Here is a 14,626-nt window from a genome sequence, read left to right as displayed (position 1 = left end):
ACTTCAAAAATTTATACCTAAGAAGGTTTCAATTTTTACAGCCACATACTCCAGCATCTCTTTGGTTAGGGCAGGCTGAACCCCTATCCAAAATGTATTGCTCATTACATTATCAGTATTAACTAACTCGCCACTGACGCGATATTTTGCATTAACCATATAAGGCTGACGAGTCAAATTACCGGCAAATAACAAACGAGTGCCAATCTTATTTTGATCGAGATAGGTAGTTAAATCGAGTCTAGAAACAGGGGATGATTCTTTCACAGTAATTGGAAATCCAAACCATGATGAATCCGATCCTTCAGTAGCTTCAGGTAACTGCAAAAATTCTTCACAAGACTTCAGACGTTCTTTTAGAAATTTAAAGTTGTCCTTACGGGCCTGAATAAATGCGGGTGCTTTTTCAAGCTGCGCCAAAGCGCAGGCTGCCTGCATATCAGTAATCTTCAGGTTATATCCCAAATGACTGTAGGTATATTTATGATCGTATCCTTCAGGTAAATTTCCTAACTTCCAGCAAAATCGTTTGCCGCAAGTATTGTCTTTTCCCGGTGGGCAATAACAATCGCGCCCCCAATCACGAAAGCTTTCAGCAATCTGCTTCAATTCAAAGTTGTTCGTAAATACTGCCCCACCCTCACCCATTGTTATATGGTGTGCAGGATAGAAACTGAGGGTAGCAATATCACCAAAAGTGCCTACCATCTGACCTTTATAGGTTGTGCCTAAGGCATCGCAACAATCTTCAACAAGCCAAAGGTTATATTTTTTACATATTGCCGTGACTAGATCTAAGTTAAATGGATTACCCAGCGAATGAGCCAACATAATCGCTTTCGTCTTGGGGCTTATTGCTGCCTCAATCTTAGAGGCATCAATATTATGAGTAACCGGATCTACATCAACAAATACCGGTACAGCGCCAAATTGAATAATGGGGTTAACTGTTGTTGGAAAGCCAGCGGCCACACCAATTACCTCATCACCCTGCTTAATAGCACGATCTCCGAGCTTAGATGAAGTCAGAGTTGAAAATGCCACTAGATTAGCGGAAGACCCAGAATTAACAGTAATGGCATGTTTTACGCCAATGAATTCTGCAAGCTTTTTCTCAAAAAGATCATTAAAGCGCCCTGTTGTTAACCAGCCATCTAATGAAGCATCCACCATATTTTTAAGTTCTTCAGCACCAATGACTTTACCTGATGGAGGAATGACTGTTTGTTCTGGTGTAAATGCTTTTGGGGCAAATTCAATGGCCGCATACTGATCAACCAAATCAGCAATTTGCTTGCGAATTTTTTCTTGCTCGAGTTTTTTAATATCAATTACTTGTGTGTTCATAAATAACCTAGGTATTGGTATATTGATTAATTTGAGCAAGACTAACATCTCGCATATTTGCATTGCCTTGAAATGACTTTTGCCACTCTACAATTTTTTTGATGGCTGTTTCTAGATCCCATTTTGGAACCCAGCCAAGTTGCTGACGTGCTTTTGAGCAATCCAATTTCAATAGATTTGCCTCATGAGGCTGCCCTGCACCATCCCTCTCCCATTGAGCCGCTCCACCCCAACCTGAAATCATGAGATCAATAACCTCCTGCACAGAACGGTTATCTTCATCTCTAGGACCAAAATTCCATCCAGAAGCCAGTGAGCCTCCCTTTTCATAAAGCCCTTGCGCCAGAATGAGATACCCAGATAGGGGCTCCAAAACATGCTGCCATGGACGCGTTGCTAGTGGATTACGAATCGTCAGGGATTGATTGGCTTCAAATGCTTTAATTGCATCAGGAATAAGTCGATCAATAGACCAATCTCCACCACCAATTACATTACCTGCTCTAGCTGAAGCTACAGCATTGTGATTATCCGCTAGATTAAAAAACGATTGGCGATATGCAGAAGTCACTAGCTCAGCGCATCCCTTGCTATTACTGTAGGGGTCATGACCACCCATCGGCTCATTCTCACGATATCCCCACACCCACTCTTTGTTTTCATAACATTTATCTGTAGTAACAACTACAGTTGCTCTAAGTGACTGGATTTTTCTTGCCGACTCCAAGACGTTTACCGTGCCCATTACATTAACTGCATAGGTTTCAACAGGATTCTCATAAGAGTAGCGTACTAGGGGTTGTGCAGCCATATGAATCAAAATATCCGGGGACGCCTCAAGCATGGCACTTTTTAAAATTTCTAGATTTCTAATGTCAGCAATGTGCGATGTCTTTATTTGACCCTTGATGTTCAAGACATCAAAAAGATTTGGCGTGGTATTTGGCGCTAATGCATAACCAGCGACCTCCGCACCCATGGAGCTAAGCCAAAGAGATAGCCAACTTCCCTTGAAGCCAGTGTGACCCGTTAAAAAAACTTTTTTACCCTTCCAGAAAAGGGAATCCACTTTAGCTAAATTCATTTCCAAAGTTTCCAAAGGGCTTTGCCACTAGACCACAAATCTTCCAAATAATTCTTATCGCGCAGTGTATCCATAGGCTGCCAAAATCCGCGGTGCTCATATGCGCTGATTTGACCGCTTTTGGCCAAACTTTCCAAAGGCTCTCTTTCCCAAATGGTTTCATCACCCTTCAATAGACTGAGAACAGATGGAGAAAGAACAAAAAATCCGCCGTTAATCATTCCACCATCACCCTTTGGCTTCTCTTGGAACGTAATCACTTTATTTCCAGCAATATCAAGAGCGCCAAAACGGCCAGGAGGATATACAGCCGTTAACGTGGCCTTTACCGCTTGCTGACGATGAAAATCTATTAGCGCCTGAATATTGATATCCGAGACACCATCGCCATAAGTAAAACAAAATGCTTCCTCATCTTTAACGTACTCCCCAACCCTCTTGAGTCGTCCGCCTGTCATCGTATCCTCACCAGTATCCACCAGGGTTACTTTCCAAGGCTCAGCAAAGCGCTGATGAACTTCCATGGAATTTTTTTGCATGTCAAAAGTAACATCGGAAGTATGCAGGAAATAATTTGCAAAATATTCCTTGATCACATAGCCCTTGTATCCACAACAAACAATAAAATCATTAATTCCGTAGTGCGAATAAATCTTCATGATGTGCCAGAGGATTGGCTTACCGCCAATCTCAATCATCGGCTTAGGACGAGATGCGCTTTCCTCTGAAATTCTAGTTCCCAAACCACCAGCAAGAATGACTGCCTTCATATAAAGCCTTCAAAGATAATTTAAATATTTTTCAACATCTCAATTGCATCTGAAATCGAATAATGATGATTCCCAATAAACAATCCACTGCGATCAACATGCTCAGCATTTTTTAGTTGGCCATGCACTTCTGAATTGAAGTATTTCACTACTTCATTCTTAGCAAAGTTACCAGTGACGATGGGTCTACACTCGAAGCCAAGATCAGTTAACTTCTTCACCAAATCCTTTCTGGTCAATGAAGATCCAGGCTTGATAATTAAACTAAAACCAAACCAGCTGCTGTGGCCAATCTCAGTTTGAATTAGTAAATCCGAATGATTTGCCAAAGCCTTTTGCAGTAATGCGCCATTTTTACGACGCTCCGCTATTAAATGCGGTAATTTTTTAACCTGCTCGATACCTAGAGCGCCAGACATTTCTAGTGGTCGAACGTTATACCCGGGAAGAACAAAGCGGAATGACTCCTCAAATGGATCATCACCCTTTGTGCCACAAACGTGGTTTTCCTTTGGAAGATTTCTGGTCCAACCGTGCGCACGTAGAGAAAGCAGGATGTGATAAAGCTCTTCATCATCAGTAACAACAAGACCGCCCTCCATCGTGGAGATATGATGCGAGAAAAAAGTACTAAAGCTACCCATGACACCAAATGTTCCCGCTTTTTTACCTTCAAATTCAGCACCTAGTGATTCACAGTTATCTTCAATAAGAACAATATCGCGATCACCAATTATTGTTTTCAGTTTCGTGAAATCATTGGGATTGCCAAGTAAGTTAACTGCCACTACAGCTCGTGTATTTGGGCCAATCGCTTGGCTTAGTTGCTCCAGATCATAGTTCAGAGTGTGTAAGTCAATATCTACAAACTTGATCTTCAGCCCATATTGATAGAGCGGGTAGTAAGTCGTACTCCAGGATACAGCAGGGACAATAACTTCATCACCAGGACTGAGTTTGAGTCGTGCATTTTTGGTATAAAAAAGTGCGGCTACCATCAGCAAATTTGCAGAGGAGCCTGAATTTACCATCACCGCATATTTGCTACCAATGTATTTTGCAAAGTCTTTCTCAAATTGAGCGACCTTAGGACCCATGGTAAACATGCCGCTAGAGATCACGTCCTGTAAGGCTTGATATTCGGACTCATCCCAGGTAGCAGTAGCAAGTGGATATTTAAAACTCATTGGAAACCTTTAAATAAAAATCATATGCCTTAGATATACCCTCTTCTAAGGATGTTTTTGCCGACCATCCCCATTTTTTTTGACGTTCAACAGATACCAATTTCTGTTTCATACCAACCGGCCTTGTAAGGTCATGTACGAATTCACCATGCCAATCGACCACTTTTGCCACAGCCTCGTAATACTCATTAATACTGTGATCAATACCTAAACCAACATTCATTAAGGTCGGCACATCCTCAAAATTACTAATAGCACGCAAAATTGCATCAGCCAAATCCCCTGAATACATGAACTCACGACGTGCATCGCCATCACCCCAGATTTCAACAGTCTTTTCATTATTCACTTTTGCTAAGTGCACCTTATGAATAATTGCCGGTATTAAATGCGAATGCTTGGGGTCAAACTTATCAAATCGCCCATATAAATTACAGGGAATAAACGTTTTATATTGAAGTGATGCGTCCTCTTTATGCAAATACTCACAAAGACGCAACGCAAATATTTTGGCTAACGCATATCCTTCATTGGTTGGCTCTAACTCGCCTTTAAGAATTAGCTCTTCTCTTAATGGGTTTTCTGCATTACGTGGATACATGCAGGAACTAGATAAGTTCAGAAGTTTTTTTACCCCCGCAGATCGGGATGCCATGATGACATTGCGCCCTATGTCTACGTTCTCCACCAAGAAATCTACTGGTCTTGCCATATTCGCCTGAATGCCGCCCACTAAACCAGCCGTATGAATAACAAAATCGGGGGCATGCTTAGAGAAAAAATCTTGAGTTTTTGCAAGATCACGCAAATCTAAATCTGCACTTGTTGGAGCTAAAAAATCAAAATCTCTAGCCGTGGCATGTTCTAGAATGTTTTTACCAACCATTCCGCGACCACCCGTTAAGAGAACTTTTGGCTTGTTACTCATTAGCCCTGATTGCGTAATGCCTTATGGCCACTCTTTTTAACCTGCAGATCGAATTCCGCTTCCACCATATCAGCCTTAGCCATCTCTGAGACCAGCTCTGCAAAGGTAATTTTAGGTTTCCAGCCAAGCTTTTGATGCGCCTTAGTGGCATCGCCAAGTAGTGTCTCTACCTCGGTAGGCCTAAAGTAGCGTGGATCTACTGCAACTACACATTTTCCATCTGCCGTATAGCCCCTTTCATTAACACCGTTGCCCTCCCAACGAATAACGAGACCTAACTCCTTGGCTGCAGCATCTACAAATTCACGCACACTATATTGCACGCCTGTAGCAATCACGTAGTCATCCGGAATATCTTGCTGAAGCATCAACCATTGCATCTCAATGTAGTCTCTGGCATGACCCCAGTCACGCTTTGCATCTAAATTACCGAGATACAAACAATCTTGAATCCCCAACTTAATACGCGCTAAAGCTCGCGTAATTTTTCTGGTAACAAATGTCTCGCCACGATTGGGGCTCTCATGATTAAAGAGAATGCCATTGCAGGCATACATATCGTAAGCCTCACGATAATTCACGGTAATCCAATAGGCATAAAGCTTAGCCACCGCATAAGGACTTCTTGGATAGAAAGGGGTCGTCTCTTTTTGCGGAATCTCTTGCACTAATCCATACAACTCTGAAGTAGAGGCCTGATAAAAGCGAGTTTTCTTCTCCAACCCCAAAATTCGAATGGCCTCTAAAATTCTCAAGGCGCCCAAGCCATCGCTATTGGCGGTGTACTCTGGCTCCTCAAAACTGACCGCTACATGGCTTTGAGCTGCAAGGTTATATATTTCATCGGGCTGCACTTGCTGAATGATTCGCGTCAATGAACTGGAGTCTGTCATATCACCGTGATGCAAAGTGAAGTCTCGCCCCGTTTCATGAGGGTCGTGGAATAAATGATCAATACGGTCGGTATTAAATAAAGAGGTGCGCCTCTTAATGCCATGTACAGCGTAATCTTTGCCTAATAAAAACTCAGCTAAGTAAGAACCATCTTGCCCAGTTACCCCAGTAATCAGTGCTACTTTTTTATTTTTCATATCAAATTTCTGCTTTTTTAAAATTCTCGACTAATTTCTGCCATAGGTGTCCTCAAAACGTACGATGTCATCTTCACCCAAATAACCACCAGACTGTACCTCAATAATCTCTAATGGAGTCTCTCCGAGATTAGATAAACGATGCGTTTGCCCCCGCGGAATATAAGTACTTTGATTTTCTTTGAGCGTGATGACTTGATCCCCATTGGTAACCTCTGCCACACCTTTAACCACAATCCAGTGCTCAGCGCGGTGATGATGCATCTGCAAGGATAGGCTGGCGCCTGGTTTGACCTGAATTCGCTTCACCTTGAAGCGCTCGCCTTCATCTACGCTGTCATACCAACCCCAGGGTCTGGCGACCTTACGATGCAGGCTTTTCTCTTCCCGCCTTTGTGACTCCAGCAGGTTCACAATGTTTTTAACGTCTTGGCTATTTTTGCGATCAGCCACCAATACTGCGTCTGCCGTTTCTACGATGATTAGATTTTCAACCCCAACAGCACTTACCAAGCGGCTGTTGGCGTGCACTAAGGAGTTCTTAGAGTTCGTCAGCAAAGTATCGCCACTAGTAACGTTGCCATCTTGATCTTGCTTACCAACTTGCCAAACAGCATCCCAAGCACCAAGGTCATTCCACCCGGCATCCAATTCCACCATCTTGATGGTGTATGCACTCTTGGGACACTTTTCAATCACTGCATAGTCGATGGATTCACTTGGAATCGCCATAAACTCTTCTTTTCCTGGGCGGATGAATTGCACGCCATCAGCTTGATCTTCAGATTGGGTTTGCCATGCTTTTTCTGAAGCTTTATAAATATCGCTTCGATATTCCTCAAGAGCTGAAAGCCATGTACTGGCCTTCAGGACAAACATACCACTGTTCCAAAGATAGCCGCCCTCAGCCAAATAACTTTGCGCAGTCTGGCAGTCAGGCTTTTCTACAAAACGATCCACTACAAATGCGTTATGTTGATCCTTAGCGCCTGAACGTTGAATATACCCATAGCCTGTTTCAGGCGCAGTTGGTGTAATACCCAAGATAGCAATACTTTGTTTATTTTCTTCAACCACATCAATGCAGTCTTGTAATGCCTTAGTAAAGGCCACAGAATTTTGAATCGTTTGATCTGCTGGTGTAATTACCAAAATAGGATCTTGATCGTGAGCTAACTGCTGCGCACAAAAAGCAGCCATACTTAACGCAGGTGCTGTGTTACGACCTACAGGTTCCAATAACAAAGTAGCATGAACTGATTTCATTTCACGCAACTGATCCAGTACTAAAAATCGGTGGTCTTCATTGGTGACCACCAAAGTATTACCTAGCGTATTTTTTGAACTAGCGACAGAATTAATGCGCTCTACCGCCTGCTGAAAAAGGCTTTGAGATGAGCCGTCGCCCGAGAGAACCAAAAATTGCTTTGGGAATCCCGAACGGGACAAAGGCCAAAGCCGTGTGCCGGAACCGCCGCAAAGAATGACTGGAATCACTAAAGCCATAAAATTAAAAGCTATGAATATACTTTTTATCAATAAAACTAGATTTTAAAGGGTTTATAGCTCCTCTTTAGCAAACCTAAGGAATTTATTAAAATCCCAATAGGCGCCAGCAAAAAGCACAATGGCGCTGTGTTACATATTGAATTCAAACAATAACTATAGAAATCACTACAGGAGCTATCACTATGGGCAATATCCCAAAAATTAACCTTTGCAACTCCCTGACCGAATGCGGCCAATCCATCCGCAAAGAGAATGCTGGCAAGTTCCAAAATTACGGCATCTTAGACTGCAAAGCCTCTATTGCCGCAGGAAAAATTAAGTAAAAAATGAAATTGCCCTCTAGAAACCTATCTAGGAGGGCTATTGGGGTAGGGTTTACCAGTCAGATTACTGTAAACCGCCCCAGCCAGTATCAACAAAACAGAATCCACCATCACCGGAAAAATGGCATAGCGATAGCTGCCAATATGCCCCAAAACCACAATCAAAGATACCGCCGCAGCTGGTGGATGAAGACAGCGCAAAATAAACATCCCCAAAATTGACATTGAAGCAGCCGTAGGCAGAGCCAATAAAGGCTGGTCAATCAAATGAATACAGCTAATACCAATCAGCGCAGAGATGGTATTGCCAGCAATGACCGCCCACGGCTGTGCCATAGGGCTGCCTGGCAAAGCAAACACCAGTAAAGCGCTGGCCCCAAGTGATGCCATCAGCCATTCATCTATGCCACTAAGCTCCCCAAGATATTTAGCGGTGACGAACACCAAGATAAGCCCAATAAAAGCTCCCGATACCGCACGCACTCTTTCCAACCAGCTTACTGAAGGCTGATCGCCGCCCAAATAAAACTGGAGATGTCTTAAAAATTGGCTAAATGAATACTTCATTTAAATCCCTCAATGTGCTCAGTGGCCAAGTGTAATAAAAAAGGCTGCCTAGGCAGCCTTTAGCACTGAAGCTTATTTAAGTTTAGGCTTTTTTCGCATAAGCAGAGCACCAGCCCTTACCGGCAACTTGCTTGCCAGCAAATAAAGAGCAGCCACCTGCAGCTGAACCAGGCTTACCTTGGTACAGAGCGCAATTGTCGCACTGTTGACCAGCGGCATACTTAGCATATTTTGCTTTATCTACTTTAGAGGCATCTGCTTTGTAACCGAGTGCAGCAGCTTGTGGATCAGTTTCTGCAACCATGGCTTGAGCTTGAACCTTACCGTTCAATGCAAGGGTGCAAGCACCAGCAGCAGACAAAATCATAAATTGGCGACGACTATTTTTCATGGATTCTCCAAAAATAAATCAGTGATTAACTTGCATGCGCATCGAGAAGCAATGCGCAACTTTGAATACTGAACAAATCATAGTGGAGAAGATTTAGAAGTGCTAGCAACTACCTAAGTCAATGATTTATATAGAAATATAGATGAGAATTGTTCTCATAAAATTTCAGACTAAAAACATTAATCAACTCCATCCCTTCAGCTTCATGCAATTAATCCACTGGCGGATGTGAACACCCGAACCAGCTTCAGGGTAATCTTCTTTACATTCCTTTAAATCTTGGTTGTAAATCACCTTGTTATTTTTAGATGGATCTTGATTTTCCGAGGGGAAAGATGAGCATGCAGCAATGCTGAGCGGGATCAATAGCAAAGAAAACCAATATCTGAGTCGGGTCATGCTTGGAATCAATTTTTATCTTTATTTACAACTTTCATATACGCGCCATGATTGCCGCACGCCCTATTAAACGCTACTGCCGGTAACAAATCTTTTGCACCAATAGCGCCGCTAGATTTAGTACCTTGACCTTGAATACTTAATGAGTATGAATTTTCTTGGCAATTAGCCATGAAAATATAGTCAGCATTTTTTGTTAAATATTTATCCAAAATATAAGAGCTCACTAGTAATTGGCGAACGTCTTTTTTTGAATCAGTGATTATTACTTCGTTATTGATAACTTCATAAAAGACGGGTGGCAGCTTTTTTGTCTTTTCATCAAGCACTTCTTCAGGCACCTTTTTAGAAATTGGGGCTGGTAAAGCGCCTTCTTGATAGAGAAAGTAATTCACATTGCTATCGTCAATAAACTTTCTGCCACAGAGACGGGAGCGCACATAAGCTAAAGCTGTTTTGGGCACAATCTTTATCCAGCCAAATCCATTTACGGACTTAGTGTCACCCACCAATGGACCTTTAGATGAAACATTTTGGGCGTAAAAAGTTTCTGACAATTGGTTATTACTAAAGCAATCAATCTTTTGGAGATAAGGGCCAACAATAGTGGCATTAAATGGAGGAAGGTTACTTTTCTCTCTCGGCGCAATGTAAGCAGCAAAAGAGAGAACCCCGTCCTCGTCCTCGCTCAATGTATAGGGATCATAAAACCAGTTTTTATTTTTAGACTCTGCTAGCAAAATCCAGGTGCGATCTGAATAATCTTTTTTATTTAATGGTGGTACGTAAAAAAACGGGGACTCCACTTTTTCATCCAAGAAAGATTGATAATCTTGCCAAGTAGGGCCGCTAGTACAACCCACAATCAATAAAACAGCAAGGCTAAGAATCTTTTTCATTGGATTACTTGCGATCAATTAAGGCCAAGAACTCTCTACGCAAGTTAGAGTCTTTCAAGAACGCTCCACGCATGACGCTGTTAATCATCTTGGAATCACGATCTTTAACACCACGCCATTGCATACAGAAGTGATCAGCATCCATAACCACTGCAACACCAATTGGCTTAATCTTTTTCTCAAGCATGTCTGCCAACTCCACAACCGCCTCTTCCTGAATTTGCGGGCGGCACATGACCCATTCAGTTAAGCGTGAATATTTTGAAAGTCCAATTAAGGCAGATTCTTTACTAGGCAACACACCAATCCAAATGCGGCCCATGATGGGGCACAAATGATGAGAACAGGCGCTACGTACTGTAATAGGCCCAATGATCATTAACTCATTTAAGCGGCTCACATTGGGGAATTTCGTTAGGACTGGTTGTTCAACATAGCGGCCATTAAAGACCTCTTGTACATACATTTTTGCTACACGACGACTCGTATTTTGAGTGTTATGGTCATTTTCAGTATCGATAACCAGACTCTCTAAGACAGCCTGCATCTTCTGGGCAACCTCCTCAACCAAACCCTCTAACTCTCCAGGCTTAATAAATGCAGAGATATTGTCATTTGCATGAAAGCGTGCATTCTGCGCCTCAATACGGCGACGAATCACCACCGACAATGGCAATCCAACACCCTCTTTTGTAGATGCATTTTTGGAAACTGTTACTTTTTTAGTTGCCGTCTTAGTAGATGGTTTTTTTAAAGCTAGGGGCTTTTTAGTTACCGCTGGTTTTTTGGCTGGCATAAAAATTAATCTGTCTCAGTTTTAATAGTTCTATTCAATTTAATGATGGCGTTCTGTTGTACGTGCTGCATAACTTTGCCTGCATTAATTATTTTGCTTCTTAGATCTGGAAAAATAATGCCACTACACAAATGATCCCAAACAACCAGACGATTGATCTAGTCGTTGGCCAATTAGCAACATAGCAAATAAGATAGGCAATACGCGCCAGTACAAATCCCATCGCCAGCAGATCAATTCTGTCTTGCGGGGCATTGGCAATTGAGGCAATGATTACTGCCGCAAAGAAGAGCGGCAAGGATTCAAATAGATTGGCTTGGGCTGCATTAGCTCTAGCTCTAAATCCTGTTTGCTTTGCCAGCCACTGTCTAGGCATGGCATTGTCATAGCCTTCAAAACCTTTTTTAGCGATGCCGGCTGCCACATAAGGCAAGAGACCCATAAAAAGAATGCAAGCATAAGCAATAGTCATCAGAAGTACCTTAATTGTTTGTTGGTTATTTTTGGTTATTGCTTGGTTATTTTTTGTTATGTTGAGGTCTTTTTGGAGCCAATACGACTCTCCTTGCCATTGAGTAAATTCTGGATGTTGCTTCTATGGCGCCAGATGAGTAATACACAAACAACTAACAGGGCTAAGCCCATTGGCTGTAAGCCGAATAAGAAAACAAAATAGATGGGGCCAAAGATTGCTGCTGCCAACGCCGCCAAAGAAGAGTAGCGCATAAACATCGCCACAATAATCCAGGTACTCAGCGTAGCAAATCCCAAGACCCAATTTATGCCAAACAAAATACCGCAGGCAGTGGCAACGCCTTTACCACCTTTAAAGCCATGGAATATTGGGAAAAGATGGCCCAAAAATACGGCGAGCACCACACCGCACAAAAGCCACGAGTTCATCGTCGAGGTCAGAGATTCATCTCCCAGCAATACTCGCGCCAGCATGACCGCAAAGTAACCCTTTAAGGCATCGCCGATCAGCGTTAAGACGGCAGCCAACTTATTGCCAGTTCGCAATACATTGGTTGCGCCCGGATTTCCAGAACCATAAGAGTGAGGGTCAGGCAAGCGCATGCACTTACTTACCACTACCGCAAATGAAATAGAGCCGATTAAATAGGCAATCGGGATAAGCAAGAGATCAAGGGTCAATTTCATAACGCTATCTTAAACACTTATGAACCCCTTGGATGGTGTTGCTGATGTATGGATTTAAGTCTTTCTCTAGCCACATGGGTATAGATCTGGGTAGTAGAGATATCCGCATGGCCTAAAAGAAGCTGTACGACCCTTAAATCAGCGCCATGGTTTAGCAAATGGGTAGCAAAAGCATGACGTAAGGTGTGGGGTGATAAAGCCACCGGAATATTGGCCAACGTTGCATAGCGCTTAATCAATGCCCAAAATGCTTGTCTAGTTAAACCAGTGCCGGTGTGGCGTCCTACAAATACGGCATCCGTTGTTTTACCCTCCAATAATGGGGTGCGCGCCTCTGCCAAGTAGCGCCTTAACCATTGGCCAGCTTCACCACCAAACGGCACCAAGCGCTCTTTACCACCCTTACCGTTAATCACACGCACTACACCTTCATTTAAACCCAATGCCACTGTTTTTAATGAAACGATTTCCGAAACGCGCAAACCACTGGCGTACATTAATTCCAACATAGTGCGATCACGCAATCCCAATGGGGTTTCAATATCAGGCGCATGAAGCAATGCAGTAACCTGATCCTCACTAAGCGTTTTAGGAAAACGTAGCGCTTGTTTAGCAGCGCGCAATCCAATACAAGGATCGCTCTTCACTAAATTAATACGAAGTGCGTGACGATAGAAACGCTTAAAGACGGTCAAGCGTCTATTTGCGGTAGTAGCTTTATCAGCACGGCGATACGCTATGTAGGCGGTGAGATCTTTTTCAGTAACACCATATAGGTCGATACCAGAGTCTTTATATAGCCACTGGGCCAATAACAATAAATCTCTTCGGTATGCAGATAAGCTATTTTGAGCTAACCCGTCCTCGAGCCAGCAAGCATCGCAGAAGCGCTCAATTGCATCCTGGCTTGCTGGAGCTATTTTATTTTGACTATGTTCAGAGATTGGCATATTTGGAAGCAAAGAGAATTGCGGCAGCCAACTATCAACAACTATTTAGCAGCTTCTTCCAGCTTTTCCGCAAGCCATATCTTCATTAAAGATTGATACGGCACATCAAGCTTGTTTGCTTGCAACTTAATATTTTCTAGAATACTTTGGGACAAGCGAAGCGATATTGAAGTGGTTGTTGGCTTTAGATTCGGCATCGTGACTCGCACAGCCTTTGTTAAATCAAAATATTCTGAAGAATCATTCTTTTCCCAGAATGCACGCTCTTCTTTTTCGTTCTTGAATTTAGGAAGTGTTTTGCTAGGCTTTTTCATAAAACGCCCTCTCTTTCTTACTCATTGGTCTCGCAGAAACCACCCTAATTAGGGTGGCATTCTTTCGCAAGGTAAAAACTGCCGACAAAAATTCACCAACCGAAGTAACACCTAAGGCCAAATAACGCTGCTCGCCTTGGCTATGCTTTTCATCACTAGAAACCATTAGAGGTTGGTTAAAGAAAATTTCCTCAGCCTCACCCTGAGTTACATCATGCTTCTCTCGGCTCTTGTAAGCATTTCCAGCATCCAACTGGAATCCAGTAATTCGTTGAAAATCTATCATACATGTATATTATCATAATATACATGCACTCATAGAGCAAAGGGTTACTGATGCAACCTTATCAGCGCCCTAGTCACGGAAATTATTAAAGCCCAATGGCGCTTCTGTTACTTCTTTTTTAAGTAAGGCCATCGTTTCTTGCAAGTCATCGCGCTTGGCACCAGTAACACGCACTGCATCACCCTGAATGCTTGCCTGCACTTTGAGCTTGCTGTCTTTGATGATGCGCACCACTTTTTTAGCCAACTCAGATGTAATGCCCTTTTGGATCTTCATCGTTTGCTTGCGCTTATCACCACCGATGGTTTCGGTTTTGTCATCCTTGAGATAACGCACATCCACATTGCGCTTGGCCATTTTGCCAACGAGAACATCACGGACCTGACCTAATTTAAAGTCATCGTCACCAAACAAAATAAGCACTTCATCTTTTTGCTCTACACGGCTATCAGAGCCCTTAAAGTCGAATCGATTGCTGATTTCTTTATTGGATTGCTCAATCGCATTTTTGAGCTCAACCATGTCCGGCTCACACACAACGTCAAATGATGGCATTTCTGCTCCTTAATTAATCTTGCTTATTCGGTATAACTTTTTGCGAAATTCTAAGGCTTGTGGCCATAA

At 42.7% G+C, this 14,626-nt stretch carries 19 protein-coding genes; 1 reads left to right on the top strand and 18 read right to left on the bottom strand.

All coding sequences use genetic code 11. From position 1 onward, the window contains the following. Positions 1-3: 3 nt before the first annotated feature. The 7 genes from rfbH to ICV36_RS01650 are packed head-to-tail and all read right to left on the bottom strand — an operon-like array spanning position 4 to position 7,913. On the bottom strand, positions 4-1,347 hold the full coding sequence (rfbH, locus tag ICV36_RS01680) for a lipopolysaccharide biosynthesis protein RfbH (protein ID WP_215400825.1): 1,344 nt from the start codon (positions 1,345-1,347) through the stop codon (positions 4-6). A gap of 7 nt (positions 1,348-1,354) precedes the next feature. Further along, on the bottom strand, positions 1,355-2,431 hold the full coding sequence (gene rfbG / locus ICV36_RS01675; RefSeq protein WP_215400824.1) for a CDP-glucose 4,6-dehydratase: 1,077 nt from the start codon (positions 2,429-2,431) through the stop codon (positions 1,355-1,357). Next, complete coding sequence (rfbF, locus tag ICV36_RS01670; RefSeq protein ID WP_215400823.1) at positions 2,428-3,201, bottom strand: glucose-1-phosphate cytidylyltransferase; 774 nt, start codon at positions 3,199-3,201, stop codon at positions 2,428-2,430. Before rfbF ends, rfbG begins: the two co-directional genes overlap by 4 nt. 20 nt (positions 3,202-3,221) lie before the next feature. Continuing rightward, positions 3,222-4,388, bottom strand: a complete 1,167-nt coding sequence (locus ICV36_RS01665; protein WP_215400822.1) for a DegT/DnrJ/EryC1/StrS aminotransferase family protein — start codon at positions 4,386-4,388, stop codon at positions 3,222-3,224. After that, entirely contained in the window at positions 4,378-5,316 is a 939-nt protein-coding gene (locus tag ICV36_RS01660; protein ID WP_215400821.1) for a GDP-L-fucose synthase, read from the bottom strand. The genes ICV36_RS01665 and ICV36_RS01660 overlap by 11 nt, the downstream gene beginning before the upstream one ends. Then, on the bottom strand, positions 5,316-6,407 hold the full coding sequence (gene gmd, locus ICV36_RS01655; RefSeq protein WP_215400820.1) for a GDP-mannose 4,6-dehydratase: 1,092 nt from the start codon (positions 6,405-6,407) through the stop codon (positions 5,316-5,318). Before gmd ends, ICV36_RS01660 begins: the two co-directional genes overlap by 1 nt. Positions 6,408-6,437: 30 nt before the next feature. Next, positions 6,438-7,913, bottom strand: a complete 1,476-nt coding sequence (locus ICV36_RS01650; RefSeq protein ID WP_215400819.1) for a mannose-1-phosphate guanylyltransferase/mannose-6-phosphate isomerase — start codon at positions 7,911-7,913, stop codon at positions 6,438-6,440. A 185-nt stretch (positions 7,914-8,098) separates the two neighbouring features. On the opposite strand from ICV36_RS01650, the gene ICV36_RS01645 reads away from it, so the two are divergent. Next, positions 8,099-8,239, top strand: coding sequence for a hypothetical protein (locus ICV36_RS01645; RefSeq protein WP_215400818.1), 141 nt, complete (start codon positions 8,099-8,101; stop codon positions 8,237-8,239). Between the two features lie 24 nt (positions 8,240-8,263). Here ICV36_RS01645 and ICV36_RS01640 read toward each other — a convergent pair whose 3' ends face one another. The 11 genes from ICV36_RS01640 to ICV36_RS01590 form a co-directional block, all read right to left on the bottom strand. Beyond that, positions 8,264-8,806 (bottom strand): HPP family protein, encoded by a 543-nt coding sequence (locus ICV36_RS01640; protein WP_215400817.1) that lies wholly within the window; start codon positions 8,804-8,806, stop codon positions 8,264-8,266. Positions 8,807-8,888: 82 nt separating this feature from the next. Further along, positions 8,889-9,197 carry a high-potential iron-sulfur protein gene (locus ICV36_RS01635; RefSeq protein ID WP_215400816.1) on the bottom strand — a complete coding sequence of 103 codons (309 nt, stop codon included), beginning with the start codon at positions 9,195-9,197 and terminating at the stop codon, positions 8,889-8,891. A 183-nt stretch (positions 9,198-9,380) separates the two neighbouring features. Continuing rightward, complete coding sequence (locus ICV36_RS01630; protein ID WP_215400815.1) at positions 9,381-9,596, bottom strand: hypothetical protein; 216 nt, start codon at positions 9,594-9,596, stop codon at positions 9,381-9,383. 8 nt (positions 9,597-9,604) lie between these two features. Then, entirely contained in the window at positions 9,605-10,414 is an 810-nt protein-coding gene (locus ICV36_RS01625) for a hypothetical protein (protein ID WP_215400814.1), read from the bottom strand. An 85-nt stretch (positions 10,415-10,499) separates the two neighbouring features. Next, positions 10,500-11,291, bottom strand: a complete 792-nt coding sequence (locus ICV36_RS01620) for a GTP cyclohydrolase I (RefSeq protein ID WP_251375043.1) — start codon at positions 11,289-11,291, stop codon at positions 10,500-10,502. 100 nt (positions 11,292-11,391) lie between these two features. Continuing rightward, entirely contained in the window at positions 11,392-11,763 is a 372-nt protein-coding gene (locus ICV36_RS01615) for an MAPEG family protein (RefSeq protein ID WP_215400813.1), read from the bottom strand. A gap of 56 nt (positions 11,764-11,819) precedes the next feature. Next, complete coding sequence (gene plsY / locus ICV36_RS01610) at positions 11,820-12,452, bottom strand: glycerol-3-phosphate 1-O-acyltransferase PlsY (protein WP_215400812.1); 633 nt, start codon at positions 12,450-12,452, stop codon at positions 11,820-11,822. Between the two features lie 17 nt (positions 12,453-12,469). Continuing rightward, positions 12,470-13,402: a site-specific tyrosine recombinase XerD gene (gene xerD / locus ICV36_RS01605; RefSeq protein ID WP_215400811.1), complete on the bottom strand. Its 933-nt coding sequence runs from the start codon at positions 13,400-13,402 to the stop codon at positions 12,470-12,472. Between the two features lie 41 nt (positions 13,403-13,443). Next, positions 13,444-13,716: a BrnA antitoxin family protein gene (locus ICV36_RS01600; protein WP_215400810.1), complete on the bottom strand. Its 273-nt coding sequence runs from the start codon at positions 13,714-13,716 to the stop codon at positions 13,444-13,446. Then, entirely contained in the window at positions 13,703-14,002 is a 300-nt protein-coding gene (locus tag ICV36_RS01595) for a BrnT family toxin (RefSeq protein WP_215400809.1), read from the bottom strand. Before ICV36_RS01595 ends, ICV36_RS01600 begins: the two co-directional genes overlap by 14 nt. A gap of 69 nt (positions 14,003-14,071) precedes the next feature. Next, positions 14,072-14,557, bottom strand: coding sequence for a YajQ family cyclic di-GMP-binding protein (locus tag ICV36_RS01590; protein ID WP_215400808.1), 486 nt, complete (start codon positions 14,555-14,557; stop codon positions 14,072-14,074). Positions 14,558-14,626 lie beyond the last annotated feature (69 nt).

It is taken from the genome of Polynucleobacter sp. MWH-UH35A (assembly GCF_018687075.1).
In the GTDB taxonomy this organism is placed as follows: Bacteria; Pseudomonadota; Gammaproteobacteria; order Burkholderiales; family Burkholderiaceae; genus Polynucleobacter.
The sequence above is the reverse complement of the archived record's forward strand: the minus strand, read 5'-3'. Positions and strand labels throughout refer to the sequence as shown.